This window comes from Arthrobacter sp. 05N429, assembly GCF_056397045.1.
In genome coordinates, this window is the sequence record NZ_JBFTMQ010000012.1 from 67201 (window position 1) to 92096 (window position 24896).

Below are 24896 nucleotides of genomic sequence, written 5' to 3' on the forward strand. Positions count from 1 at the left end.
GGCCGCACTGCGATCGTCAGTGGCGCTAATTGGACTGGAGCGAAGAGGACAGCGAGGCAGGCGGAGGGGAGTCGACGAGGTTTGGTACGCCCCCGAAGGAGGCCAAGGTCCGGGCGGTCTCCACGAACTCACGTGCCAGCCCGTCATTGACATCAGTGCGCCATGCAATCGACAGCGGAGAGGGCGGGACGTCTCTGACCGGGATGAAAGATAGCCCCGGACGGTCATAGAAACGCTGGGTGGAGGCCTGGGTGAACGCAATGCCGCGCTCACCCATAATGGCTTCGAAACACTCGTCGACGGTGGCTACCTGAGTGCCCAGACGGACCGGCTGCCCGCCGCGGGCCTGGGTTGCGAGCCAGAAATCCCTCCACTTATCCGGAGCCTTGCGGGCGACGAAGGACTCATCAACGACCTGTTCCACCGACACCTCAGACAGCCCGGCAAAACGGGAACTGCTGGCAACTACGAGGACCCGCGGCTCAATGAACAGTGTTTCCATGGCGAGCCAGTCAGCCGCCGGCAGGGGCGGCCGCACAAATGCCACGTCAGCGCTTCCATCGGCCAACCCCGCTGTGGGATCAGCGAAATCGAAAGACCTCATCTGCACGTGAATTTCCGGGTGGTTGTTCTTGAACGCGGCGAGGATTCGCGGGGTCAGTTCGGCGGCCGCGTTGGCTTGGAAGCCGACTATCAGCGTGCCCCGCACACCGCTCGCGACCTCACGCGTCAACGAAACGGCGCGCTCCGCGGCGGATAAAAGGCGCTTAGCTTCACCCAGCAGGACATCCCCTGCGCTGGTCAGGGAGACACTTCGGCTGGTCCGGATCAGCAGGGGAGTGCCGAGTGAGTGTTCAAGCTTCCGTATTTGGACGCTGAGGGATGGCTGCGCGATATGAAGTCGGGCAGCGGCTCGCCCGAAATGCAGCTCTTCCGCAACGGCGACGAAGTACTGCAGGACACGCAGGTCGAGCTGTGGCTGCTGCATCGTTCAACTCTAAGCTCCGCCACAATCGGGGTCCAATAGTTTCGGCCTATTGGTGGATAGGGCACAGGTATTGGACCGTTCGGGGCAACGGGGGCTGCAATGGAACCAGCGAAGGGTTGCCATCGGAGACAGCCGCAAAGGCGCTCCAGGAACCCCGCTTTCGAGGCTCGGACAGAGAAGCCCGACCCTCCGCGAGACCAATGAGAGGAACAACGAAATGACGGTCGCAACACGTGCCCCTTCTGTAGAATCCTGGGTTCAGAGCTTCACCGAGGCCAACAACCAGGACCCGGAAATTCAGGCCCACGGAAAGTACTTCACCTGCTCCTACCTGCTGGACATGGAGGCGCACACCTTTGTTGTCCGGGTGGTGTCCGGCACCATCGCCCAGATTTCCGTGGACCCGGGACCCATCGAGGTGCCCTACCAGTTCGCCATCCGAGCCAGCGCCCACACCTGGGGTGAATTCGGCAAGCCCGTCCCGGCTCCCATGTACCACGGCATCTGGGCCGCCACTTTCCAGCGCGACATGAAGCTGGAAGGCGATGTTCTGGTCCTGATGCAGAACCTGCGCTGCCTCACCCGCCAAATCGAACTGCTGCGCTCCACCGGCGCACCCGTCTAGACCATAGGAGTTCCTGACATGAGCAAAATTTCCCCCGTCACCGGCCACTACGTCACCGTCGACGTGGACGGCCTCGAATACAAGGTTTTCTACCTCGAAAACGGCCAGGGCCAGCCCCTGGTCTGCCAGCACACCGCCGGAGCCCACAACCACCAGTGGCGCGGTCTGCTGGAGGACCCGGAGATCACCGCCAAGTACCGCGTCATCGCCTACGACCTCCCCCGCCACGGCAAATCCGACCCCCCTGAAAACACGGAGTGGTGGACTGAGGAGTACCAGCTCAGCGCGGACCACTTCGCTAACTTCATCGTCGCCCTCGTCGATGCACTGGAACTGGTTGACCCCATCTTCATGGGATCCTCCTTCGGCGGCAACATAGCGCTGCAGCTCGCCCACCGCTTCCCGGAGAGGTTCGACGCCGTCATCCCCGTGGAGGGAGCGGACCACTCACCGGGCTTCTACCTCGACTGGTGGCAGCACCCCCATGCCAATGCCGCGCAGGTGTGCGGCAGCGGCACCTGGGACCTCATGGCCCCGCAATCGCCGGAGGCGGACCGCTGGAAAACGTGGTTCTACTACACTCAGGGTTCCGAGGCGTTCAAGGGTGACCTGTACTTCTACTCGGTGGACCACGATCTGCGCGGCAAACTGGGCGAAATCCAGACCGACAAATGCGCGGTGGTCCTGATGACCGGCGAGTACGACTACCTCACCACCCCCGAAGACGGAGCCCGCACGGCCAGCCAGATCCCGGGTGCCGAGTTCATCGAGATGAAGGCCATCGGGCACTTCCCGATGAGCGAGAACTACCCGGTTTTCAAGGGATACCTCGTTCAGGCTCTGGACCTGATCCGCACCAAGACAACGGTCGGAGCCTAGCCGATTCTCACCTAAGGCGTCGGTGCCGACCCAAGAGGGTCGGCGCCGACGCCAATGGGTGCAAGAGGCGCCAGAAGGTTTGACGTTCTCATGCACTGCTTTTGGCGGCCCTACCGCACGAAACTGCTGAAGGTCGTGCTGCACACAGCCACGGCTTCCTTCAAAACACCTGGAGAGTTAACGATGTCAACAAACGCCCAGCATGAGCGCGCCCTGCTGGCCTCTGTCCCGACGGGCCTGCTGATCAATGGTCAGTGGCGCCCGGCCGCGTCTGGCAAGACTTTTGACGTGGAGGATCCCTCGACCGGCAAGGTCCTGCTGAGCCTTGCCGACGCCGGGCCGGAAGACGGGGCGGCGGCACTGGATGCCGCGGCCGCCGCGCAGGATTCCTGGGCGAAGGTTCCCCCGCGGGAGCGCGGGGAAATCCTGCGCCGCGCCTTCGAACTCGTTACCGAACGGGCCGAGGACTTCGCGCTGCTGATGACCCTGGAGATGGGCAAGCCGCTGGCCGAGGCCCGCGGCGAGGTCACCTACGGTGCGGAGTTCCTGCGCTGGTTCTCCGAGGAGGCCGTGCGCGCCTTCGGCCGGTATTCGGTATCCCCGGACGGAAAGTCCCGGCTGCTGGTGACGAAGAAGCCGGTGGGCCCGTGCCTGCTCATCACGCCGTGGAACTTCCCGCTGGCCATGGCCACCCGCAAGGTCGCCCCGGCCGTCGCCGCCGGCTGCACCATGGTGCTGAAGTCCGCGAACCTGACCCCGCTGACCTCGCAGCTGTTCGCGGCCGTCATGCTGGAGGCCGGGCTGCCCGCCGGTGTGCTCAATGTCATCCCGACGTCCACCGCCGGTGCCACCACCGGGCCCCTGATCAAGGACTCCCGGCTCCGGAAGCTCTCCTTCACGGGTTCCACCGAGGTGGGCCGCCGGCTGCTCTCGGACGCGTCCGAGACGGTGCTGCGGACTTCGATGGAGCTCGGCGGAAACGCGCCGTTCGTGGTGTTCGAGGACGCCGACGTCGACGCCGCCGTCGCGGGGGCCATGCTGGCGAAGCTGCGGAACATGGGCGAAGCCTGCACCGCGGCGAACCGGTTTATTGTCCATGAGTCCGTCGCGCAGGAGTTCGCCAAGAAGTTCGCCGCCGGGATGGCAGAGATGACCATCGCCCGCGGCACCGAACCGGAGTCCAAGGTCGGTCCTCTGATCGATGCCAAGAGCCGGGACAAGGTCCACGAGCTCGTCACCGACGCCGTGATCGATGGTGCCGTTTTAATTACAGGCGGGGCACCGGTGGACGGTCCAGGATACTTCTACGAACCCACCCTTCTCCTCGACGTGCGCGAAGGCGCCCGGATCCTGTCCCGAGAAATCTTCGGACCCGTCGCCCCGATCATCACCTTCGACACGGAGGACGAGGCCATCCGGCTCGCGAACAACACCGAGTACGGCCTGGTGGCCTACGTCTTCACGCGGGACCTGAACCGGGGCATCCGCATGGGCGAACGCCTCGAAACCGGCATGCTGGGCCTGAACGCCGGCGTCATCTCCAACGCCGCGGCGCCCTTCGGCGGAGTCAAGCAGTCCGGCCTCGGACGCGAAGGCGGCCCCGAAGGCATCGAGGAATACCTCTACACCCAGTACATCGGCATCGCCGACCCCTTCGCCGGCTGACCACGACGGCCGCCTTACACCCCAAACCGCAAGGGTCTCCCGTCCCCGCAACATGGGAGGCCCTTTGCTGCGTACACGGTTCTGGACATCGAGTGCGGGCCACAAATAGCCGTGAAACGGTAAAAGGTGGCGCACTAAAAAGAGTCTTGGACTCAACAAGCTGCACGCGCCCATCACCTACAATGCATTTGTCTGAGGGGCACCACCCGGTCATGCGGCTCTCGACGCTACGGACCATGAAGGGGATGAACGGAGGTGGAATAGTCATGAGGCGGCTAGCGACCTACAGCCCTGCGGTCAGCCCAAGAGCCCGCAATGAGCCTGGGCAGGACCAGGTCGCTGCCGCTCGTGGAGTCCTACGGCTTGTTCAACTTTGTCGCGACCGAGAATTGCCGCACTCTTTCGATCCGTGTGCGGCTGTTTGGGGGAGGTCTTTGGTGGGGAGAAATGGGGTGTGGACAGTGTCCACACTTTGGGTCCCGGACTGGGCCGGATTCCGTATGTTCGGCGGGAGTCCAGTGTTTGCGGGGGAGGGAACCCGGTTCGAGTCCCACCTCGGGCACGTGTTTTCCCTGTTCAGGGGCTTGTGGGCCTCTGAGTGTGCACAAACTGTTCACTGATGGGCCCCTTCGGGGCCTATTTTTGTTGGTGGGCCGTTGCCTCCTTTCGTGTTTTGGTGGCGTTGGTGCTGGTTATCTGTTCATGGCGGGGAGGGTCGCTAACTGCATGACAGGACGCTGGCAAGGGGGAGCGGTGCTGCTCCCAAATGTGAAGAGGCAGTTGAGATACTGCCATTCCACCACCTCGGAAAGCATGCGCGGATCGTCTGACGGCCGCCCGGTCCTTTGCCTCTTCCGGCCAGTGAACCCTGAGCGTTGCCGAGTTCCTCGACGTCGCGTCCCAGATGGGTGCGGAGCTAGCACGAAGTCAGGGGACGTATGTCCCAAAATCACGACACGCTTGGATGAACTGGATATCGGCTAATACGCTCGGGCTTCGAAGGTCCAGTCCACAGATTTCCCGGGCGGCTGTGAGGCGGTAGTAGATGGTGTTGGGGTGGACCTGTAGGGAGCTTGCTGCATGCGAGATGTTGCCTTGCGAATTTGTCAGTGCTTGAGCCGTTCGGACCCATTCGTGCCCGCCCTTGGCATCCTCGGCTATGAATGCCTCAAGGTCAGGAGGCACGTCACTCACTTGCAGGTCGGCCTGTAGCGCGCCAATTTGTACTAATGACAGCCTGCCGAAATCTACCAAACGTGTCGCTCCATCAGCTCCACGAAGAGCAAGTTCGGCCTGCCTAGTCGGGATCCTAAGACTTCCCGTGATGGGCGATGGTCGGCTGATGCCAATGTGCATTGTTGTTTCCAACCGATCGGGCAACTGGGCGAGACTTTCCCGAGTGTGCGCATTGTATGGAAGACACAGGATCAGCCGCTTGTGAAACACCGTCCAGGGAAGCTGCCGGATGTGCGCTTTCATTTCCCGCAGCAGTGACTCAAACGCGAACGACGGCTCAGCCAGATCAGCCGGACCGTGGCCGGAGAAGGAGCAGGCAGCGATAAGGATCCGCTCTGACCGGATTCCCATGCCATGCAAGATCTTGCCGGTTTGGTCGGACGACCGTCCGTCGAGTAGGACATCCAACGCTGCCCTTCGAGAATTAAGCTGGCCTGCCTGGAGCTCGCTTTGCGCTGCGAAAAAGGCGTCCATGATGGCACTGACATAGCGCTCTGACATGTCCAAAAAATCGTTCCACACGATCAACCCGGCGCCACGAAGGTCAAACTCGACAGGGCACTCTGTCGTGAGCCAATTCCACAGCTGACGGTTAACAACTCGCCAGGCGTGCGTCATGGTACTCCCGTCGAAACCTTGGCGCGCCCGGCGCCGAGCGTTTTCAATGAGCCGGGGATCGAGCTCCTTCCGGATGCCCTTGGCATGCTGTAGGAAGCTATCGATGGTCAGCGGTGTCGTCGCTCGGAGCTCGTCTTCGAAGCCTGCATAGGCCGGGATTGCCATCGTGGCTGCCACAATCCTTTGGGATATGTCAGGGATATGGCGGCGTATCGCTTCCAACAGTTCGGCGCGTGTGTGATCAGTCACATAAGGAGTGTCGCATGGCAGAAGCAGGGGTAGCGGTCTGTGACGCCGGCGGGGTGACTCCAGACGAGATGCGCCACACTCTTTTGTGGAGTTTCCCAATAAGAGCGCTAAATGTCTTGGGTGGACACCAAGGACGCATCGGCGTACGCGGGACAGACTTAGCAGGGGAACGAGCTAGCGGCCGTGATCAGCGGCATCTGAGGCAACCGGCCTGAATTCAAGCAGGCAGCCGAAGACCCGGTGTGCTGGTGAAGTGAGCGAACACCCTGCGAGACGGGAGATTGATGAACGTGGATAAATTCCGCAGTCACTCAAAGATTTATATTGACGGTGCGTGGGTTAGCTCATCAGGCATGGGCGTCATCGAGGTTGAAAATCCTGCCAATGAGACCATCGTAGGTCGCATTCCGGAGGGCACGACTGCGGATGTGGATCGTGCGGTGGAATCCGCGCGCAGGGCATTCCCTGCGTGGGCTGCCACTTCCGTAGGCGAACGGGCCCATCTGTTGCGCCTGCTGCGAGACGAACTGGCTGTCCGTCAAGAAGATGTTGCAAGGATTATCACCGAGGAGATGGGCTGCCCTATCCGGATGTCGACCCGGATCCAGGCCGCGTTGCCGCAGACGGTTTTGGGTTATTACGCGGAGCTGATCGAGGAATATCCTTTCGAAGGACAGGTCGAAAATAGCCGAATCGTTCGGGAGCCTGCGGGAGTAGTTGGAGCCATCGCTCCGTGGAACTATCCGCTGCATCAGATTGTTGCCAAACTTGCTCCGGCATTGGCTGCAGGGTGCACTGTCGTGCTGAAACCGAGTGAGATTACTCCCCTGGTTGCCTACGAACTCTTTGAAGCCATTCACAAGGTCGGTTTTCCACCGGGAGTCTTAAATCTGGTGCCAGGCTATGGAGCCGTGGTCGGGGAGGCAATCGCAGCCCATGCGGACATTGACGTTGTCTCCTTCACGGGCTCAGTTGGTGCTGGAACCAGAGTTTCACAGGTGGCTGCGCCCAACGTGACCCGGGTCGTGCTGGAACTTGGAGGTAAGTCCGCTAACGTGATTCTCGACGATGCGGACCTGGCTGCCGCCGTCAAGGTCGGCGTCGCAAACGCATTCCTGAACTCCGGACAAACCTGCAATGCGTGGACCCGGATGCTCGTCCACGAGGATCAATACGAAGAAGCAGTGCGCCAAGCTGCCGAAGTCGCTGACAGCTTTGTGGTTGGGGATCCCCTTGAGCCCGGGACAAAGCTCGGACCGCTTGCGTCCCGAGCCCAAATGGTGCGGGTGCGGGACTATATCAACAACGCCCTGGCAGACGGTGCCCGATTGGTCACGGGCGGGTCGGCTTCTCCGACCGGCATGGACAAAGGGTACTTTGTGCGCCCCACCGTGTTGGCCGATGTCGATCGGACATCGGTCCTTGCCCAAGAAGAGGTCTTCGGGCCGGTCTTGGCCATCATGAAGTATCGCGACGACGATGATGCTCTGGCGATCGCCAACGACTCCCAGTACGGACTTCACGGCGCGGTCTGGTCCAGGGACGAGGGGCGGGCTATGTCCTTCGCCCGGCAAATGCGCACCGGATCGGTCGATATTAACGGCGGTCAGTACAATCCGAAGGCACCTTTTGGCGGATATAAGAGGTCCGGCAACGGGCGTGAAATGGGACGCCAAGGGTTGGAAGAGTTTCTGGAGATCAAGTCAATTCAGCTCTAGCTCACCGTGATATTTACAAACCAATAATCACTAATCAGATAAGAGGACACCGTGACTGTAGTAAATGACATCAATTTGATCGCGCTCGGGGAGACTATCGAAGCGGTACGTGACAATCCGCCGCTGGGGCAGGTTACCTTCGCGGTCGCAGGGAAATGGGCCGGAGGATTTCGCCTTAATTCTGCCACTGGCGCGTTGCGTCAGGCCGGCATCCTTGACGAGACCCGAACGCAGCGGTTCGAGATGTCCAGCGACGAACCCGCCGCGTTACTGGGGACAGACACCGCAGTCTCGCCCGCCGAGTACCTGGCCCAGGCCCTGGCCGGCTGTTATGCCGTGACACTGGCGGCAAACGCCGCCGCACTGGGCATCGAGTTGCGATCAATGGATCTCGATATTGAAGTCGATTTTGATCTTCGGGCCTTTCTGGGTATAGAGACCAATACGCCTGTGGGTGCGCGTCAGATTCGTGCCCAGGTGACGCTGGATGCGCCGGGTAGCGACTCCCTGCAACTGCGCGAACTGATCACTCTGTTGGAACAGAGGTCCCCTATTCGGGACACGCTAACCCGGGCCGTCGACGTCGTCACGACGCTACATATCTCCTAACCATGGTTGCCGCTGAGGGCCTGTTGACGCTTGGGAAAGGAAATCGTCATGAGTATTGATGTCACGAGGGATGAATCAGTTGCCTTGGTTACGATCAACAGACCCTCGGCACGCAATGCTCTGGATGATGAGCATAACGGAGACCTGGCCTCGGCCATTGCCGGGCTGAACGCTGACAGAAAAATTCGTGCAGCAGTCATCACGGGCGCGGGGAATTCGTCGTTCTGCGCGGGCGTCGACCTGAAAACGTTTCTTCCACCCAGGCGGGACCGTATCCGCGCAGGAGAATCGCCCGAGTGGAATGTCGGTGGGATTACCGGCCACGACGTGGATCGAATCGTAATCATCGCCGCAATAAACGGGCATGCCTTGGCCGGTGGCCTGGAACTGGCGCTTGCGTGTGACATTCGTTTGGCATCGAACAACGCGACATTTGGGCTGGCAGAAACGAAGTGGGGGGTGATCCCTGGCGCAGGGGGGAGCCAAAGGCTGCCGCGTGCCATGCCATCCGGGCCCGCAATGGAGATGCTGCTGACCGGAGACCCGATTGGCTCCGAGGACGCCCTGCGATGGGGTCTCATAAATCGTATCCTTCCCCGGGACGATCTGACGTCTGAGGCGATGGATCTAGCCAAGAGGATCGCCCATCGAGCACCGTTGGCGGTGCGGGCCGTCCGCCAAGCTGTACTTGAAGGCGAAGCGGAGGGCCTGGCCCGGGGACTAAAAAACGAATATCGACACTTCCTAGCCATTATGCGGACGCAAGATGCCGTTGAAGGAAGCACCGCCTTCAGTGAAAAGCGTGAACCTGTTTACCACGGTCGTTAGGTGAAAACTTGAGAGGTAGCTTCTGAAATGCCGACTGTAAAATTAGTCGTACTCTGGGCAATTCCCAGTGATCCTGAATCCATGAACAGGTACTACCTCACCCGTCATCTGCACTTGGCACGTCAGTTGCCCGGACTCCTGGGAATTGTCACTCATGAGCTCCGGTCCAAGGTCTATTCGAGGATGGCCGAACTGCATTTTGAGGATGCGGCAACGCTCCGCGCCGCCATGGAATCCGGTGCCGGGCAGGCAGTTGCTGCCGACGCCCAACACATCGAGACAGCATATAGTGTTGAGCACCTCTCCTTCATGGCGACGGAGGTTTCGCAGTTCCGGGCGGCCTGAAGAATTCGGTCCTGGATCAGGGATTGTTCGGGATGAAGCCGATGAAGCCGATGAAGCCGTGGCTCCCGGCGGCCCTGTCACTGATGCTTGTGGGATGGGGCGCCAATCAATTTGCAGCCTTGATGACCCTCTATCGCGTAGAACACGGATTCACCGAGCTGGCAGTGGCGTCTATGTTGGGGATCTACGTACTCGGCCTCATGCCGGGTCTTTTAGTGGGCGGTCCGCTGTCTGACCGGATCGGGCGCCGCAGCCTGACTCTGCTGGCGGTGGTCCTCTCACTCTTTGCCAGCTTCGTTATGGCTTTCGGAGGTCTGGCTGCAGAAGCCATTTACGCGGGACGGTTGATCGCCGGAGTCGCCACCGGCATCGCGATGGCGGCGACCACCGGGTGGATCAAGGAGCTGTCCCAACCCCCGTATGATCTGCACGCGTCGGCCGGCGCGGGCGCACGCCGTTCGTCGCTGCTGATGGCGACCGGATTCCTGATCGGACCGGTGATCAGCGCGGTTCTGGCTCAGGTGGCACCCCTGCCGGAGGTGCTGCCATACGTCCTTCACATTCTCCTGTTGGCGCCGTTCCTAATCCTTGTAAGGCGCCTGCCGGAAACCTTGCAAAGGCGGACAAGGTCGTCAATTCCGGCAGGATGGCGAGCATCATCGGCACGGCACCCGCGTTTTAGTCGGGTCGTGGGTCCGGTGGCGCCCTGGGCTTTCGCGGCCAGTACCATCGGCTATGCAGTCGTTCCGCTGCTCTCGGAACAGCCAGGGACCGGCCAGCTGCCCTATGCTGCGGGGGTTGTGACACTGACTCTGGGCGCGGGGTTGCTGGTCCAGACAGTTGCCCGCCGGCTGGACACAGCAGAGTCGGGGCGTGGAATCCTGACCGCACTTCTGGTGACTTTGGTAGGGCTTCTTATGGCGTTCCTGGCTGCGGTGATGCAGGATCCATGGGTCGGCGCCGCGGCCGCTGCTGCGCTGGGTGCAGGTTACGGGCTGGCCTTCGTGACAGGACTGCTGGAGGTCCAACGGATTGCACCCCCGCAGGAACTCGGGGCGCTCACCGGCATCTACTATTCGATTGTCTACATTGGTTTCCTGACTCCGACTGTACTGGCATTCCTGGGCAACTGGTTCGACAGAAAATCGTTGATTCTCGCCGTCGCCGTTCTGTGCCTGGGCTCGGTGGTGTCCGTTCTTATCAACTACCGCAGACATCTTCCCAGTTACGGGAATTTTCGGGAGCAGGGCAGATCACGGGGAAAAGTTCTCCAACCTGCCGGTAAGGAGCACAGGGACTCCCGGATGCTGCCGCGACGTCGAACTGTGAGATTCCACAGGAAATAGGCACGGTGTCTGATCAGCACGCCAGTGACTGGCCATGTGATGCAAATCATGATTGACATCAGCAACAACAAAACCGAAGCGGCAAATTTGACTTTGATCTTCAGTGTTGTTCACAACGACGTGAAAGGATTTCAGCGCATGACCACGCAATTAGAGAACCCGCAAGTGGATCCCGCCTCCCCACCCCTCCAAGGCATCCGCGTGCTTGATCTGACCCGGTATCTTTCCGGTCCGTACTGCACAATGCTCCTGGCCGATGCCGGTGCCGAAGTCATTAAAGTAGAGCCAGCTAAGGGTGAAGTCAATCGTGGGTTACCCCAAATGATGTCACTTCCTGATGACGAAGAGATCAGTATTTACTTCCTGCGCCACAACCGCGGCAAGAAATCGACGACCTTGGATATCCGTTCTCCGGAGCAGAGGCCACTGGTCGAGGCCCTCATCAAGTCAGCGGACGTCCTGGTGGAGAACTTCCGCCCTGGTGCGATGGAGGCCTGGGGGCTTGGTTGGGAAGACCTGCAGAGGATCAACCCGCGGCTGATCTATGCCTCTATCAGCGGATTCGGACATACGAAGAGCGACTACCGCGAGTGGCCGGCATTCAACCTCGTTGCCGAGGCCATGGCTGGGGTCGTCAGCCAGCTGCCGACAGATGGGGGTCGGCCGAAGGCTGTCGGTCTCCCTTTCGGAGACAGTATCTCTTCTGTATACGCGACGGCCGGGATTTCCATGGCTCTCGTTCGGCGCGCGATCACAGGAGTCGGTTCCCGAGTGGATATCGCAATGTACGATGCGATGCTGTCCATGAACGAATGGAGCATCGCCATCAAGTCCGGGGCCGACATTGACCTTGAACTTGGTGCAGACCATCATCAGTGGTTCGCTCCGTTCGGGTTCTTTCAGGCCGCGGATGGATGGCTTTGCATCTGCGTCATCAGCGATGACCAATGGCAGGCGCTCTGCCGGGTAGCCGGGATGAAGGACCTCGCCGCGGATCCTCGGCTGGAGCATGGAAGCGGGCGGGCGCAGAATTTGAAGAGCCTCGTGGAACCCGGAATTGAACGTTGGTTGTCAACAAGGACCCGTGCCGAAACAGCGAAGCTCCTGGCCGAAGCGGGCGTGCCTTCGTCGTCGTTGCAGCGGGCGGAAGACCTTCTTGAGTCTGACCAGGCCGCTCTCCGAGAGATGGTGGTGGACATGAAGGTGAGCGCGGGGTCGTCCATCCAGCTGGCCGGAAACCCGATTCGCATCGAGCCGAGATCCATGTCGCACGCCGATGGTTTTGCGGCCATCGGTGAACACAATGAAGAGATCCTCACCCCTCTCAAAGAAGATCAGGAGTAAGTGGATGACCACAGCATCACAGGCCCAGGAAGACCTCACACCCAGCCCTTCGCCCGGCATGAGCCTCCGCGAAAAGCGCGTTATCCGAGGCGCCGCCGTCGGGCAGTTCGTCGAATGGTATGACTTTTTGGTCTACGCCGCACTGGCGCCGGTCCTTGCCGTAAACTTTTTCCCCTCGGACAACCCGTCAGCCGCAGTGCTGGGTACGTTCGCGGTCTACGGGGCAGGCTTCCTGATGCGTCCCCTCGGCGGCATCGTCTGTGGCCGGTACGGTGATCGGCTCGGACGGCGTAACGTACTCGCCATAACTATCCTCATCATGGGTGCAGCAACGTTGGCCTGTGGTCTGCTTCCGACGTACGCCTCGATCGGTTTGGCAGCACCCGCATTGTTGCTTATCTGTCGACTGGTGCAGGGATTCTCAGCAGGAGGCGAGGCCTCCAGCATGGGGCCCCTCGTCATCGAATCGGCGCCCAAGTCGAAACGAGGGTTGTGGATCGGCATTACGTTCGCTGCGAGTTTTCTACCGTCGGCGTTCGCTGGCTTTTTCATTCTCGGCCTGAATGGCGTCTTCGGCACAACCGCCTACAACGAAGGAATTTGGAGGGTCCCGTTTATCCTCGGCGGCGTCATGGCCGTCGTTGGGCTGATCATTCGACTCAAGGTGGAGGAATCAGACGAATTTACTGCCCTGGCTCACGAAGGCTCGATTTCCCAGCAACCAGTCCGTGAAGCCACATCCCATCACAAGAAAGCCATCGTTTTCGTTTGCCTCATCATTAGCGTTCTGGCCCTTGGCGCTTATACAGTCCACAGCTACATGTTCACTTATCTGGTAAAGACCATAGGAATGGACACCGTGCCGGCGATGCTGAGCACTTCGCTCTCGGTCCTCGCCGTGGTCGTTCTTTTGCCCCCCTGCGGTAAGCTCGCGGACCGCGTCGGACGGCGGCCTCTTATGTTGGTCGGCACCATTTACCTCGCAGCAGCAGCGCTCCCCGCCTATTTCCTGTGCACCACAGGTACGTTCGCAGGCGCCGTAGCAGCACAGATGCTCCTTGCCGTGGGTGTCGCGGTCTTCGGGGGTGGCGGCTACGTCACGCTGTACGAACTCTTTCCCACGAGTGTGAGGTCGACGGGTATTGGCCTCTCGTACAACCTCGGCTACGCAATCTTTGGCGGGACCATGCCGTTCATCAGCCAGATTCTGGTGGACACAACCGGATCACATATTGCACCGGCGTTCTACCTGATCGCCGTTTGCCTCATCGTCATTGTCGTTGTCAAAAAAATACCCGAAACCAACGGCAGAGACCTTCAGCTCTCAGTCTTCTCTTCTCCCGAGGAGGCGACTAATGCACGCTGAGACCCTGGAAAACGTATTGGTCAGCATCGATGACGGCATTGTCAGGCTCAGACTGAACAGGCCAGAGAGGCTCAATGCGCTCAGCTTGGAGATGGGCAGCGACATTTCTTACGCGGTGAAGAACTACGCCTACCGCAGCGACGCGAAGGTCATGATCATCAGCGGCGAAGGCAGATCATTCTGCGCCGGACACGACCTTGGTGCGCCGTGGCGGGCCGAGACTGCCAGGGATCGGTTGCTGGAATACTCCCAGTTCCAGCAGATGTTCCTCGACATCGAAAGAGCCCCCGTTGTCAAAATCGCCCAAGTCCATGGACACGCTGTAGGAGGCGGCCTCGTCCTGCCTGCGCTGTGCGAGCTCAGGTATGCGTCTCCGGATGCAGCGCTTCGGGTGTCAGAGCTTGACCTTGGCGCTCCCTTTTCCATGGGTGGATTTCCCAGACTCGTGCGCCTCATAGGACTGACCCGGGCGGCCGATCTTGTTCTCACCGGACGGCCAATGTTGGCAGCCGAGGCCAAGGAGAGCGGGTTCTTCAACGAAGTGGTCGGACCGGAAAGTTTGGAAGAACGTGTCTCAGAAGTCGCGGCCGTCATTGCTTCCCGTTCACCGCTCATGCTGATGGAGACCGTCAGGCAAATTCGGGAAGCATCGGACGACATTCTCTCCGGTCAACGCAACGAGTTGGTTGCCCTCATGGCGGCAAATCTAGATCCGGAGTCGCAAGCCAGTGGCGCTGCCTACGCCGGCAGGTTCAGATCCCGTGCCACAGCAGCAGCCGGTTCCACTCAAACCCTCGGTTAGCTAACGTCGGTGGCCCCGATTCGCGTGGGGCCACCGATGCCAGGGCGACGATCAACCGCTTCCCAGTCTCTGGCCGGACTGTCATTCAGAGTGAGGAAAAATGCTGGGCTCAAGAGGGAATCGGCAGCGTGGACTTATTGCGCTCGTTCAGGTTCTATCGCTTTCGGTCTGGTTCTCAGCCTCTGCCGTAGTTCCCACTCTCCGGTTGGAGTGGGGGATGACCTCGGCCGAGGCGGTATGGCTGACAGCGTCGGTGCAGATCGGGTTTGTGGTCGGGGCCATAGTTTCGTCCCTGACGAATCTCGCAGACCGTATGGCGCCCCATCTGCTATTGGCGTTGAGTGGTTTCTGTGCAGCTGCGTGCACGGGGGTTCTCGCTCTCGTTGTCCATACCGTCTCCTCAGCCATACCGCTCCGGTTCCTCACCGGTCTGTTCCTGGCAGGGATCTATCCGGTGGGCATGAAGTTGATGGTGTCATGGTCGCCCTCTGCCCGTCGCGGAATGGCGTTCGGTCTGTTACTGGGGGCGCTGACCCTCGGATCCGCTCTGCCCCACTTGATCAGCGGGCTTGGCTTCCTGAAATGGGAATACGTCATGGGTACGGCCGCAATTATCTCCGGGACTGGCGCCCTCATGGCATTGCTGGGCGTCCGGCAGGGACCGTACCTTAATGCGAACCCCGTCCGGCTCAAGCCCAAACATCTGCTTGAGATCTTCCGGGACCGCGGCTCCAGGCTGGTGAATCTTGGATACTTTGGCCATATGTGGGAGCTCTATGCCCTGTGGACATGGCTTCCGTCTTTCATTATGGCTAGCCAAGGCAGCGAAGCAGAGTCTCGCGATTCGGGAATAGGACTCTGGCTGTTCGCAGCGATAGGCATAGCGGGTGTCGCCGGCTGCCTGTTCGGAGGATGGGCCTCGGATCGTTTCGGAAGGGCACCGACCGCGGTTGCCGCACTAGCCGTTAGCGGCACATGCTGCCTGGTCTCGCCGGTCATGTTCTCGGCCCCTTGGCCGACCATGTTAGCTTTCACCTTGATTTGGGGGGCATCTGCCATTGCGGACTCCGGAGTCTTTTCTACAGCGCTCAGCGAAATCTCGGATAGCCGCTATCTCGGCACAGCCCTCACCGCTCAGACAGCGATTGGATTCTTCGTGACTGTGATTACCATTCAAATCGTGCCAATGCTTGCAGATCTTCTGGGCTGGAAATACGCCTTCCTGCTGCTGGCGGTCGGACCGGTGGTAGGCGCGGTCTCAATGCACGCCCTGAACCGAAAAGGGAATCTTGAAGCGCGAACTCACATCCCGGCCCGGCATACAGGACCACAAACCCACATGGACCGACGGGCCAAAGACGTCCTCCCCCTTGGTGGTGGCAGCAATGGCAACGACAGCTGAGGCCGGGCTGTGCGTCTGGAGGCGGCCATTCACGTCTCTGTCCGAGGGGCCGTTCGTCCCCCGATGCCATTGGGCACTTCGCCCAAGTTTTGGAACCCGGCCAACGCGTGGCCCAGTTGGCCATCATGGAATGGGCACCGGCGTGGCCCACAGGTATCGAACCACACGGCCGTCTTGAGCAACCCGCCGTCCAGTGGTTCTTCGTCGGGTTGGCCTGCAAAATCCTCTCCGTCGACCCCTCGGCACTGGAAAGAATCGACTACGTCAGGCTCCCCACCGGACTCGACAGCGAAACCACACCACCGCCACCGCCCAACGCAGTCTGGCCTAACGACTTGGTGCTGATCCCCGGATCTGCCCACCCGACACTGGAAAGAGGACACATGAATACAATGACGAGCAGCGTGGACGCGGCAAGCTCCGCCCTTGCCGCGAACCGGGAGGCCCAGCTGGGCCTGGCCCGGGAGCTGAAGGAACGGCTCGCGGCCACGGCGCTGGGCGGGCCCGAGGCGTCCCGCCGGCGCCATGTGGCGCGGGCAAGCTGCTCCCGCGGGAGCGGATCGACCGGCTGCTGGATGAGGGCAGCCCGTTGCTGGAGATCGCGCCGCTGGCCGCCCACGGCATCTATGACGATGAGTCCCCCGGCGCCGGGGTGATCGCCGGGATCGGGCTGGTGCACGGCCGCCAAGTGCTGGTGGTCTCCAACGACGCCACGGTCAGGGGCGGCACGTACTACCCGCTGACGGTCAAAAAGCACCTCCGGGCCCAGGAAATCGCGCTGGAGAACCGGCTGCCGTGCATCTACCTGGTGGACTCCGGGGGCGCGTTTTTGCCCAGGCAGGACGAGGTCTTCCCGGACAGGGAGCACTTCGGCCGGATCTTCTACAACCAGGCCAGGATGTCGGCGGCGAAGATCCCGCAGATCGCCGCCGTGCTGGGCTCCTGCACCGCCGGCGGCGCGTACGTCCCGGCGATGAGCGATGAGACGGTGATCGTCCGCAACGAGGGCACGATCTTTCTGGGCGGGCCGCCGCTGGTGAAGGCCGCGATCGGGGAGATCGTCACCGCGGAGGAGCTCGGCGGCGGGGACGTCCATTCCCGGATCTCCGGGGTCACGGACCATCTGTCCGAAAACGACGAGCACGCCCTGCAGACCGTCCGGGACATCGTCGCCACCCTGCCCCAGCCGGCCGCCCCCGCCTGGGACATCGCCGGGGTCGTGCTGCCGCCGCTGGCGGACCCGGACGAACTTTATGACGTGGTTCCGGTGGACGTGAACGCGCAGTACGACGTCCGCGAGGTCATCGCCCGGCTGGTGGACGGCAGCCGCTTCCACGAGTTCAAGAAGAACTACGGCACCACCCTGGTCACCGGCTTCGCGAAGCTGCATGGCCACCCCGTCGGGATCGTGGCCAACAACGGCGTGCTCTTCAGCGAATCCGCCCTCAAGGGAGCCCACTTCATCGAGCTCTGCGACCAGCGCGGCATCCCCCTGATCTTCCTGCAGAACCTCTCCGGCTTCATGGTCGGCAAGGACTACGAGCAGGGCGGCATCGCCAAGAACGGCGCCAAGATGGTCACCGCCGTCGCCACCGCCCGGGTTCCCAAGCTGACCGTCGTGATCGGCGGGTCCTTCGGCGCCGGCAACTACTCCATGTGCGGCCGGGCCTACTCACCGCGGTTCCTCTGGATGTGGCCGGCGTCCCGGATATCGGTGATGGGCGGCAACCAGGCCTCCAGCGTCCTGGCCACCGTCAAACGCGACCAGTACGAGGCCGCCGGCCAGGACTGGTCCGCCGAGGACGAGGAAGCCTTCAAAGCCCCCATCAAAGCCCAGTACGAGGACCAGCCAAAACTGGCAGGAGGCTGGGATACATGGTGCAAGACACCCGGTGCCGTGGAGTTCCGGGATGGCACTACTGTCTCGCCGGACTGTCTCATATCCCGCCGGATGCAAGACGGTCTGTGGGGCGGTGGCCGGCCCGGGAGCATTGGGGAGGTGCCTGCCGCGCCATTTTGTTCCACAAGCCCTTTTGGGTGCTGGCCCCGTTGGTGCGCCCGGGTCCGGCGCCGGTTCCGCGTCCGGCTGGTGCTGATGAGGGGTTTGCCCCCGCTACCGAGATGGATTGGCGGGGGCGTCCACAACCGGTCAGTAGGACCGGGGCAGGCCGAGAACTTTAGTGGCCACGAAACTCTTGATCAAGTTGTTGTTGACGGGTGCAACCTGGAACATGCGGGTCTCACGGAACTTCCGTTCGACGTCGTATTCGTCCACGAATCCATAGCCGCCGTGGGTGTCCAGGCAGGCGTTGGCTGCGGCCCAGCTGGCCTCGGAGGCGAGGTGTTTTGCCATGTTGGCCTCGGCCCCGCAGGGCTGGCCGGCGTCGAAGAGGCGGGCGGCTTCATAGCGCATCATGTCCGCGGCCCGGACCTTCATGTAGGCATCGGTGATGGGGAACTGCACGCCCTGGTTGGTGCCGATTTTCCGGCCGAACACCTCGCGGCTGTTGGCATAGTCCACCCCGCGTCGCGTGAACCAATAGCCGTCGCCGATGGCTTCGGAGGCCAGGAGGATGCGCTCGGCATTCCAGCCGTCGATGACGTAGCGGAAGCCCTTGCCGGCCTCGCCGATCACGGCCGATGCCGGCACGCGCATGCCCTGGTAGAAGACCTGGTTGGTCGCGTAGTTGAACATGGTGCGGACCTTGACCACTTTGAGGGATTCGGCTTGTTCTTCGCGGACCTGGCGCAGGTCCACCAGGAACAAGGTCAGGCCGTGGGTCTTGTCCGAGCCCTTGCCCTCGGGCTTGGCCGAGGTGCGGGCCAGGACGAACGCGAGGTCGGTTTCCTCGATCCGGCTGGTCCAGCTCTTGTGCCCGGTGATAATGAAATCGTCGCCGTCGCGCACGGCTGCGGTCTCGATGCTGGTAGTGTCCGAGCCGGCCTTGTCCTCGGTGATGGAGAAGGCCTGCAGCCGCAGGGTGCCGGCGGCGATCTGCGGCAGGTATTCCTGCTTCTGCGCGTTACTGCCGTGCCGCAGCAGGGCGCCCATGGTGTACATCTGCGCATGGCACGCCGCCGAGTGGCCGCCGGATTTGTTGATTTCCTCCATGATGACGGAAGCCTCGGTCAGGCCCAGTCCCAGGCCGCCGTATTCGGCCGGGATCAGCGCGGACAGTAGGCCGGCTTCGGTGAGCGTGTCCACAAACTCCTGGGGGTAGCGGCGGTTCCGGTCCGTTTCGCGCCAGTACTCGTCCGGAAATCCCGCGCACAGGAGGCGGGTCTTCTCGCGCAGCTGTTCCAATTCGGCAGTCAGGGTGGGCATCGTTGCTCCTTGAAATCGGTCCGGGCGACCCTGTGTCCCCGCTGGGATTGGACGATACGTCAATATATTAGCAATTGGCAACAGGCAACTGTCACATCCATAAGTGGCCAAAAACCTTGACAATAGGCCGATGTCACGCCCAGGCTTGCGGGAAGCAATTAATATATTGAGCCAAGGAGAGCAGTGATGACCGACGAAGCGACGCAGGCAGCGGCGGACGAGAGCCGGGTAGTAGAGGGCTGGACGGGCCGTTTGTTCGAGGACTTTTCCCCCGGGGACATCTACTACCATCCATTCGGCAAGACCGTGACCCAGGCGGACAACCAGTCCTTCACGCTGATGACGCAGAATGTGGCCAAGACCCATGTGGACGCCAATTTCGCCAAGGGCACCGAGTTCGGCCTGCCGCTGGTCAATTCCACCTTCACGTTGGCACTGGTCACGGGACAGTCCACCATCGATTTGTCCATGAACGTCTTCGCGAACATAGGCTGGGACGAGGTCCGCATGCCCAACCCGGTCTATGAGGGCGACACGATCTATTCGCGCTCCAAGGTCCTCGCCGTCCGCGAATCCAACTCCCGCCCCAACCTGGGGCTGGTGACCGTGGCTACCGAGGGCTTCAACCAGGACAGCAAAATCGTGATCAGCTACCGCCGCACCTTCATGGTGTACCGGCAGGGCCACCTGCCCGGCGTCGAGTCCGCCCGCCCGGACGAGTCCACCCTGCCCTCGATCGGGGACTTCGCGTGACCGCGTCCGCGCAGGCCGCCGCCGCAACCGGGGCGGACACCGTGGCCTCCGCGGACACCGCCCTGTTCGTCCCCGGTGACCGTCCCGAGCGGTTCGCCAAGGCCGCCGCCGCGGGTGCCGGCGTCGTGATCATCGACCTGGAGGATGCCGTCGCCCCGGACGCCAAGGCCGGCGCGCTGGCCGCGGTGCTGGAAGCTCTGGCCCCCGGCGGCGTGCAGGCTCTGGTACGGGTGAACCCGGTCGAGTCCCAGTATTACGACGCAGAGACCACCGCGCTGCTCGCTGGTGCCGAGGCGCCGGGGTCCGGTCTGCTCGGCATCGTGGTGCCGAAGGCCGAAGGCGCCGGAGCCCTGCGGCAGCTGCGCGCGGACATGCCGAAACACCTGGCCCTGGTTCCGCTGGTCGAGTCCGCCCTCGGCGTGGTGAACGCACTGGAGCTGGCCCGGGTGCCCGGCGTGACCCGGCTGGCTTTTGGCGCCATCGACTTCGCCCTGGACATCGATGCCGACGGCGGTGACCGGTTCCTGGACCACGCCCGGGCACAGCTGGTGCTCGCCTCCCGCGCTGCCGGCATAGCCGCGCCGCTGGATTCGCCCTCCACCGACATCAAGGACGCCGGCAAGGTGGCGGACTCGGCCCGGCTCGCCCGGAACTTCGGCTTCGGCGGCAAGCTGTGCATCCACCCGGCCCAGCTGCCCGCCGTGCGCGGGGCCTTCGCACCCACCCAAGCCGACGTCGAGTGGGCGCTGTCCGTGATCGGTGCCGAAGGCGGCGCCGTGCAGGTGGACGGCCAGATGATCGACCGGCCCGTGACCGAGCGGGCCAAACGGATCCTGCAGCGCGCGGGAAGGGAACAGTACAGCTAGGCTCCGGTTGCCGTATGTTGGGTGGGAAAATGATCAGAAAGAGCCGCAGACCATGACCAGCCGCAGTCCCCGCAGCAGCGCACGCCCGCAATTGAGCGAGAAGGCGACCGCCCATATCCGGGGCCTGATCATGTCCGGTGAGCTGCGGCCCGGGGCCCTGGTCCGTCCCGAGGCCATTGGCGAGGACCTGGGAATCTCCACCACGCCAGCGCGAGAGGCGTTGCAGGCCCTGCGGGTGGAGGGCTTCCTGGAACTGGTGCCCCGGCGCGGGTTCGTCGTGGCGCCGCTGACCGGCCAGGACATCCGGGACCTTTTCCAGGTCCAGGCCCTTATTGGCGGGGAACTCGCCGCCCGGGCCGCGGCCAACGCGAGCGAGCAGGACGTGGCCGAACTAGAGGCACTGCACCACGAGCTGATCGCGGCCGCCGCCCGAAATGACCACGACCGGCTCGAAGAGAAGAACCACGCCTTCCACCGCGAGATCAACCTGATGGCCGACTCCCGGAAGACCGTCTGGGTTCTGGGTTTGGTCACCCGGTACGTCCCGAGGCAGTTCTACTCCTCCATCCCGGGCTGGCCCCGCGCCACCATGGAGGACCACGCCGAACTGCTCCACGGCATCCAGGCCAAAGACCCGGAGGCGGCCCGGGACGCGATGCACCAGCACATCGTCCACGCCGGCGAGCTGCTGGCTGCCCACTTCGACGCGCGCGTCGCAGCTGCGGAAAGGGATGCGGAAAAGACTGAAGCCGTGGGCTTCACTTCCGCCTGACCCCGTTCAGTGGAGAAATAGCGGTTGAGCGGATTTGGCCAAGGTTCGGTAGCCACCGACGCCCAAACAGTGGACGTAGACAACGCCGCCTGGTCACGGCTCTGGGGATGCCCAGTGCCTGGCAAGCGGCGCCTATGGATGTCCCGGGACAGGAACGCGCTGACCTGCGTATTCACTGCGCGCGGCGAGGGTTGCCGCGAAGAACATCGCGTTGGCGATCCCTGCCAGGCAGAAGGCCATGAGGGATGCGGGGAGTGCCGGAGTAAGCATCACCAGTATCAGTGCTGCCGCGACGAGTGCGGCGAGGGAGCTCATGAGAGGGTCTGCGTCGCGGCGAAGGGGCCGGACCATAAGCGCTGCTGATCCGAGAAGATTTCCTATCCCGTAGGCTGCGACCAGTGTTCCGGCGGCTGCGGCCCCGCCGAGCGCGGGAGCTGTGGCAACGGCGTAGATCGGTAACGCGGCGACCGAGAATGCGACGGTCACGGTGAGCCCGAGTGTGCGGCGCAGCGGACCGCGTTTCCATATGAGTCTCAGTGTTCGACCAGGCGACGGCACGTCAATTGCCTTGTCGAGTGGCTCTTGCCTGGGGAGTGCGAGGACGGCTCCCGCACCAACGACGGCGGCTCCGGCCAGAACCAGCGTCGCGGTGAGTGCGTCAGAGGCTGCCGCGATCCATGCCACTGCTGCGGGGCCGAGGGTGCCGCTGAGCCCGTAGCTTGCGACGTCCCAGCCTTGTGCTCTGCGTTGGCTGCGCTGCCCGGGGCCGGCGATAGAGGGCAGGCGGCTACTGATCCCGCCGGTGAGCATCGGCCCGAAGATGCCCGAGGCAACGAGCAGCATGGCTGGCCAGACCGGCCAGGCGACGGGCAGGAGCAGTGCAGCAGCAGCAAGCAGCAACCCGTGGAGGACGGCGGAGCACGCGATCACTTTGCGTCCGTCACGTGCTTTATCGAGGCGTCGTGCGATGAACGGGCCGAGCAGGTGGGGTGCGGTGATTGATGCTCCCAGGAGTCCGGCCAGCCAGCCCGGCATCCCGCAGGCGTTCGCGAGCAGCACGACGGCGACTACTGCGCCGCCGTCGGCGCTGCGAACCAGAGTCGCGGCGAAGACGTAGCGGGCCAACGCCCCTACCCGGCGGTCCTCCCTGCAGGGAACGCCGAGGCCAGCGCTACGGGTTGAGCCCGAGCTCATCGACAATCCTGCCAACACGGGCACGTTGCTTCTCGGTCAATCCTTGGAGGGGAAGCGGCAGGCACGATGGTGATGCCAGTCCCAGCTGTTCCGCTATTGCCGCAACAACCCGGATACTCCCGCCAAACTCGGCAAATAGCTGCCACAACGGTGCCAGTCGTTCGGACTCGGCGGACGCTTCGGAGACCCGCCTTTCCAGGGCGGCCCGGGTGATCCGCATCGCCAGGGCGGGTAAAGTGCCGCCAATGACCGAGTACCAGGCATCGCACCCGGCAGCCAGTCCGGCGGCGGCCTTGGCGTCACCGGAAACTCCGATGGTCACGTGCGCAGGGACGGCTGCCCGGATTTCCTGCACCAGCGCCTGCGCCTGCGCCGGATCGGCCGGCACGCCGGGGATTTTGATGGAAGCGATTCCGGGCAGTTCCGCGATGCGTCCGTAGAGCTCGGTCGTGAAGGTGAAGTGGGTGGTGCCCGGGTTGTCATAGACGATGACGGGCAGCGACGAGTTCGCGGTGACGGTTTGGAAGAGTTCGAACACGTCATCGTCGGTGAGGGGTTGATAGGTCATGGGAGCAAGCAGGAGCCCGGACGCTCCCGCCTGTTCTGCCTTTTCAGCGTTCGCGAGGACGTGTGAGGTCCGCAAGGCCCCGATACCAATGAACACGGGTGTTTCGACGGCGTGTTCGACGGCGAGACGGGCGACACGGCTTCGTTCCTCGCTGCTCAGGTAGGCGTAGGAGCCGGTGGATCCGAGCGCGGTGATGGAGTCAACCTTCGCCTCCGAGAGCCGTTCGATCAGACGAACGAAGGCATGCTCGTCAACAGCATCATGTGCCAGAGGGGTCAGGGGGAAGGCGCTCAAGCCGGTGAACATGGGTATAACTCCTTTGTTTGAATAGCGGGGAAGCAAAGTCTGAGCCACCTGCCGCTGCTGGGCGGGCTGATCTGCGGGGGCAACTGTCAGCAGGTATTTCCCGCGCAGCGACAGTTCTGTCGGACGCGCCTATTTGGAGGACTGTGGCCTACTTTGGTCCTTGGCCGATGAGGTCGGGGTCGGTGCGGGCGGCGGCGGGTTCGCGGGTGTGCGGTTGCCGTCGGCCGCCGCGTTGCGCGGCGGCGCCGGCGAGGACGACGAGCGTGATGCCGCCGAATTGGGTGAGCGAGGGTTGCTGGTGCAGCACGAGCAGCCCGAGGAGCACGCCGATGGCCGGTTCGAGGGCCATTAGGGTACCGAACGCGGTGGGCGTCATCCGGCGCAGGGCGAGCATCTCGAGAACGAACGGCAGCACCGGCATCAGGACGGCCAGTCCGAAGGCGGCGGCGAGGATACCGAGGTTGAGGTGTCCTGCGGACTGCGGGATGCCGACGACAGCTGCCGTGGCGGCGGCGACGGGAACGGTGAGTGAAAGTGCGCCGATGCCCGTGAAGCGGTCGCCGATCCGTTGGGTGAGCACGATGTAGGCGGCCCATCCGATGGCCGCGAGTCCTGCGAAGCCGATACCGGCGAGGTTGATGTCGCCGGCCCAGGGTTCGGTCAGCAGGACGACTCCGAGCAGCGCCAGGGCTGGCCAGATAAGCGCCCGTGCGCTGTGGCTGCGCACCGCGGCGACGGTCAGCGGACCGAGGAACTCGATCGCGACGGCGGTGCCGAGCGGGATCCGTTCGATGGAGGCGAGGAAGGCGATGGTCATCAGTCCGGTGGCGACGCCCAGCCCCAGGAGAACGGGGACGTCGTGGCGGCGTAGCGTGCGCAATGGGGGTCGGGCGATGGCCAGGAAGATGAGTGCTCCCACGCTGAGTCTGAGCCAGGCGGTTCCGGCCGGCCCCACCGTTGCAATCAGATCTACTGATAGGGCCGAGCTCAGCTGGACGGAGAGCATGGCGGCCACGGCTAGCCCCCACGGCGGCACGGGAACATTGTTGGGGACGCGCTGGCTCACGGCTGGCCCTTTCGGGGCTGCCGGTC

The 24896-nt window shown here is 62.7% G+C and carries 21 protein-coding genes and 1 pseudogene; 16 read left to right on the forward strand and 6 right to left on the reverse strand.

Annotation, left to right across the window (positions count from 1 at the left end):
• Positions 1-25 precede the first annotated feature (25 nt).
• Positions 26-988, reverse strand: coding sequence for a LysR family transcriptional regulator (locus AC1DF4_RS16420; protein ID WP_476913874.1), 963 nt, complete (start codon positions 986-988; stop codon positions 26-28).
• A 217-nt stretch (positions 989-1205) separates the two neighbouring features.
• Here AC1DF4_RS16420 and AC1DF4_RS16425 point away from each other — a divergent pair, with 217 nt between their 5' ends.
• From AC1DF4_RS16425 to AC1DF4_RS16435, 3 genes are all read left to right on the forward strand, one after another.
• The gene (locus AC1DF4_RS16425) at positions 1206-1613 is read left to right on the forward strand and encodes a hypothetical protein (protein ID WP_026536895.1); all 408 of its coding nucleotides are present in this window, start codon (positions 1206-1208) and stop codon (positions 1611-1613) included.
• A gap of 18 nt (positions 1614-1631) precedes the next feature.
• Positions 1632-2492 carry an alpha/beta fold hydrolase gene (locus tag AC1DF4_RS16430; protein WP_066438522.1) on the forward strand — a complete coding sequence of 287 codons (861 nt, stop codon included), beginning with the start codon at positions 1632-1634 and terminating at the stop codon, positions 2490-2492.
• 183 nt (positions 2493-2675) lie between these two features.
• Positions 2676-4157, forward strand: coding sequence for an NAD-dependent succinate-semialdehyde dehydrogenase (locus tag AC1DF4_RS16435; protein WP_476913875.1), 1482 nt, complete (start codon positions 2676-2678; stop codon positions 4155-4157).
• A 927-nt stretch (positions 4158-5084) separates the two neighbouring features.
• On the opposite strand, the gene AC1DF4_RS16440 is transcribed toward AC1DF4_RS16435, so the two are convergent.
• A complete protein-coding gene (locus tag AC1DF4_RS16440) occupies positions 5085-6260 on the reverse strand; it encodes a PucR family transcriptional regulator (protein ID WP_476913876.1) in 1176 nt (391 codons plus the stop codon).
• 290 nt (positions 6261-6550) lie between these two features.
• Between AC1DF4_RS16440 and AC1DF4_RS16445 the strand changes: the two genes are divergently transcribed.
• From AC1DF4_RS16445 to AC1DF4_RS16490, 10 genes and pseudogenes are all read left to right on the forward strand, one after another.
• Positions 6551-7978 carry an aldehyde dehydrogenase family protein gene (locus AC1DF4_RS16445; protein ID WP_476913877.1) on the forward strand — a complete coding sequence of 476 codons (1428 nt, stop codon included), beginning with the start codon at positions 6551-6553 and terminating at the stop codon, positions 7976-7978.
• Positions 7979-8029: 51 nt separating this feature from the next.
• Positions 8030-8587: an OsmC family protein gene (locus AC1DF4_RS16450; RefSeq protein ID WP_476913878.1), complete on the forward strand. Its 558-nt coding sequence runs from the start codon at positions 8030-8032 to the stop codon at positions 8585-8587.
• A gap of 48 nt (positions 8588-8635) precedes the next feature.
• Positions 8636-9415 carry an enoyl-CoA hydratase/isomerase family protein gene (locus tag AC1DF4_RS16455; protein ID WP_476913879.1) on the forward strand — a complete coding sequence of 260 codons (780 nt, stop codon included), beginning with the start codon at positions 8636-8638 and terminating at the stop codon, positions 9413-9415.
• A gap of 27 nt (positions 9416-9442) precedes the next feature.
• Positions 9443-9760 carry an EthD family reductase gene (locus AC1DF4_RS16460; RefSeq protein WP_476913880.1) on the forward strand — a complete coding sequence of 106 codons (318 nt, stop codon included), beginning with the start codon at positions 9443-9445 and terminating at the stop codon, positions 9758-9760.
• A 32-nt stretch (positions 9761-9792) separates the two neighbouring features.
• Positions 9793-11106, forward strand: coding sequence for an MFS transporter (locus tag AC1DF4_RS16465; RefSeq protein WP_476913881.1), 1314 nt, complete (start codon positions 9793-9795; stop codon positions 11104-11106).
• 48 nt (positions 11107-11154) lie between these two features.
• Complete coding sequence (locus tag AC1DF4_RS16470; protein WP_476913882.1) at positions 11155-12450, forward strand: CaiB/BaiF CoA transferase family protein; 1296 nt, start codon at positions 11155-11157, stop codon at positions 12448-12450.
• A gap of 4 nt (positions 12451-12454) precedes the next feature.
• A complete protein-coding gene (locus AC1DF4_RS16475; protein WP_476913883.1) occupies positions 12455-13816 on the forward strand; it encodes an MFS transporter in 1362 nt (453 codons plus the stop codon).
• Entirely contained in the window at positions 13806-14618 is an 813-nt protein-coding gene (locus AC1DF4_RS16480) for an enoyl-CoA hydratase/isomerase family protein (RefSeq protein WP_476913884.1), read from the forward strand. Before AC1DF4_RS16475 ends, AC1DF4_RS16480 begins: the two co-directional genes overlap by 11 nt.
• Positions 14619-14718: 100 nt before the next feature.
• Complete coding sequence (locus tag AC1DF4_RS16485) at positions 14719-16020, forward strand: MFS transporter (protein WP_476913885.1); 1302 nt, start codon at positions 14719-14721, stop codon at positions 16018-16020.
• Positions 16021-16403: 383 nt separating this feature from the next.
• A pseudogene (locus AC1DF4_RS16490) lies at positions 16404-17869 on the forward strand (carboxyl transferase domain-containing protein); the annotation flags it as partial.
• Between the two features lie 300 nt (positions 17870-18169).
• Here AC1DF4_RS16490 and AC1DF4_RS16495 read toward each other — a convergent pair.
• Entirely contained in the window at positions 18170-19345 is a 1176-nt protein-coding gene (locus AC1DF4_RS16495) for an acyl-CoA dehydrogenase family protein (protein WP_476913900.1), read from the reverse strand.
• 186 nt (positions 19346-19531) lie between these two features.
• On the opposite strand from AC1DF4_RS16495, the gene AC1DF4_RS16500 reads away from it, so the two are divergent.
• From AC1DF4_RS16500 to AC1DF4_RS16510, 3 genes are read left to right on the forward strand one after another with little or no spacing between them, the layout of a single operon-like run.
• The gene (locus tag AC1DF4_RS16500; RefSeq protein ID WP_476913886.1) at positions 19532-20098 is read left to right on the forward strand and encodes a MaoC family dehydratase; all 567 of its coding nucleotides are present in this window, start codon (positions 19532-19534) and stop codon (positions 20096-20098) included.
• Complete coding sequence (locus tag AC1DF4_RS16505) at positions 20095-20964, forward strand: HpcH/HpaI aldolase/citrate lyase family protein (RefSeq protein ID WP_476913887.1); 870 nt, start codon at positions 20095-20097, stop codon at positions 20962-20964. The genes AC1DF4_RS16500 and AC1DF4_RS16505 overlap by 4 nt, the downstream gene beginning before the upstream one ends.
• A gap of 52 nt (positions 20965-21016) precedes the next feature.
• A complete protein-coding gene (locus AC1DF4_RS16510; protein ID WP_476913888.1) occupies positions 21017-21736 on the forward strand; it encodes a GntR family transcriptional regulator in 720 nt (239 codons plus the stop codon).
• Between the two features lie 132 nt (positions 21737-21868).
• On the opposite strand, the gene AC1DF4_RS16515 is transcribed toward AC1DF4_RS16510, so the two are convergent.
• The 3 genes from AC1DF4_RS16515 to AC1DF4_RS16525 all read right to left on the reverse strand — a co-directional run bounded on the left by AC1DF4_RS16515 (position 21869) and on the right by AC1DF4_RS16525 (position 24810).
• Positions 21869-22930 (reverse strand): MFS transporter, encoded by a 1062-nt coding sequence (locus AC1DF4_RS16515; RefSeq protein ID WP_476913889.1) that lies wholly within the window; start codon positions 22928-22930, stop codon positions 21869-21871.
• On the reverse strand, positions 22908-23804 hold the full coding sequence (locus AC1DF4_RS16520; RefSeq protein ID WP_476913890.1) for a dihydrodipicolinate synthase family protein: 897 nt from the start codon (positions 23802-23804) through the stop codon (positions 22908-22910). The genes AC1DF4_RS16515 and AC1DF4_RS16520 overlap by 23 nt, the downstream gene beginning before the upstream one ends.
• Positions 23805-23952: 148 nt before the next feature.
• Positions 23953-24810 (reverse strand): EamA family transporter, encoded by an 858-nt coding sequence (locus tag AC1DF4_RS16525; RefSeq protein ID WP_476913901.1) that lies wholly within the window; start codon positions 24808-24810, stop codon positions 23953-23955.
• Positions 24811-24896: the final 86 nt, after the last annotated feature.

Coding starts and splice junctions, on each gene's coding strand:
- AC1DF4_RS16430 (WP_066438522.1), top strand. CDS start 1,632: ATGAGCAAAATTTCCCCCGTCACCGGCCACTACGTCACCGTCGACGTG.
- AC1DF4_RS16475 (WP_476913883.1), top strand. CDS start 12,455: ATGACCACAGCATCACAGGCCCAGGAAGACCTCACACCCAGCCCTTCG.
- AC1DF4_RS16470 (WP_476913882.1), top strand. CDS start 11,155: ATGATTGACATCAGCAACAACAAAACCGAAGCGGCAAATTTGACTTTG.
- AC1DF4_RS16420 (WP_476913874.1), bottom strand. CDS start 988: ATGCAGCAGCCACAGCTCGACCTGCGTGTCCTGCAGTACTTCGTCGCC.
- AC1DF4_RS16485 (WP_476913885.1), top strand. CDS start 14,719: ATGCTGGGCTCAAGAGGGAATCGGCAGCGTGGACTTATTGCGCTCGTT.
- AC1DF4_RS16500 (WP_476913886.1), top strand. CDS start 19,532: ATGACCGACGAAGCGACGCAGGCAGCGGCGGACGAGAGCCGGGTAGTA.
- AC1DF4_RS16515 (WP_476913889.1), bottom strand. CDS start 22,930: ATGAGCTCGGGCTCAACCCGTAGCGCTGGCCTCGGCGTTCCCTGCAGG.
- AC1DF4_RS16480 (WP_476913884.1), top strand. CDS start 13,806: ATGCACGCTGAGACCCTGGAAAACGTATTGGTCAGCATCGATGACGGC.
- AC1DF4_RS16525 (WP_476913901.1), bottom strand. CDS start 24,810: ATGCTCTCCGTCCAGCTGAGCTCGGCCCTATCAGTAGATCTGATTGCA.
- AC1DF4_RS16510 (WP_476913888.1), top strand. CDS start 21,017: ATGACCAGCCGCAGTCCCCGCAGCAGCGCACGCCCGCAATTGAGCGAG.
- AC1DF4_RS16460 (WP_476913880.1), top strand. CDS start 9,443: ATGCCGACTGTAAAATTAGTCGTACTCTGGGCAATTCCCAGTGATCCT.
- AC1DF4_RS16455 (WP_476913879.1), top strand. CDS start 8,636: ATGAGTATTGATGTCACGAGGGATGAATCAGTTGCCTTGGTTACGATC.
- AC1DF4_RS16465 (WP_476913881.1), top strand. CDS start 9,793: ATGAAGCCGATGAAGCCGATGAAGCCGTGGCTCCCGGCGGCCCTGTCA.
- AC1DF4_RS16495 (WP_476913900.1), bottom strand. CDS start 19,345: ATGCCCACCCTGACTGCCGAATTGGAACAGCTGCGCGAGAAGACCCGC.
- AC1DF4_RS16425 (WP_026536895.1), top strand. CDS start 1,206: ATGACGGTCGCAACACGTGCCCCTTCTGTAGAATCCTGGGTTCAGAGC.
- AC1DF4_RS16520 (WP_476913890.1), bottom strand. CDS start 23,804: ATGTTCACCGGCTTGAGCGCCTTCCCCCTGACCCCTCTGGCACATGAT.
- AC1DF4_RS16435 (WP_476913875.1), top strand. CDS start 2,676: ATGTCAACAAACGCCCAGCATGAGCGCGCCCTGCTGGCCTCTGTCCCG.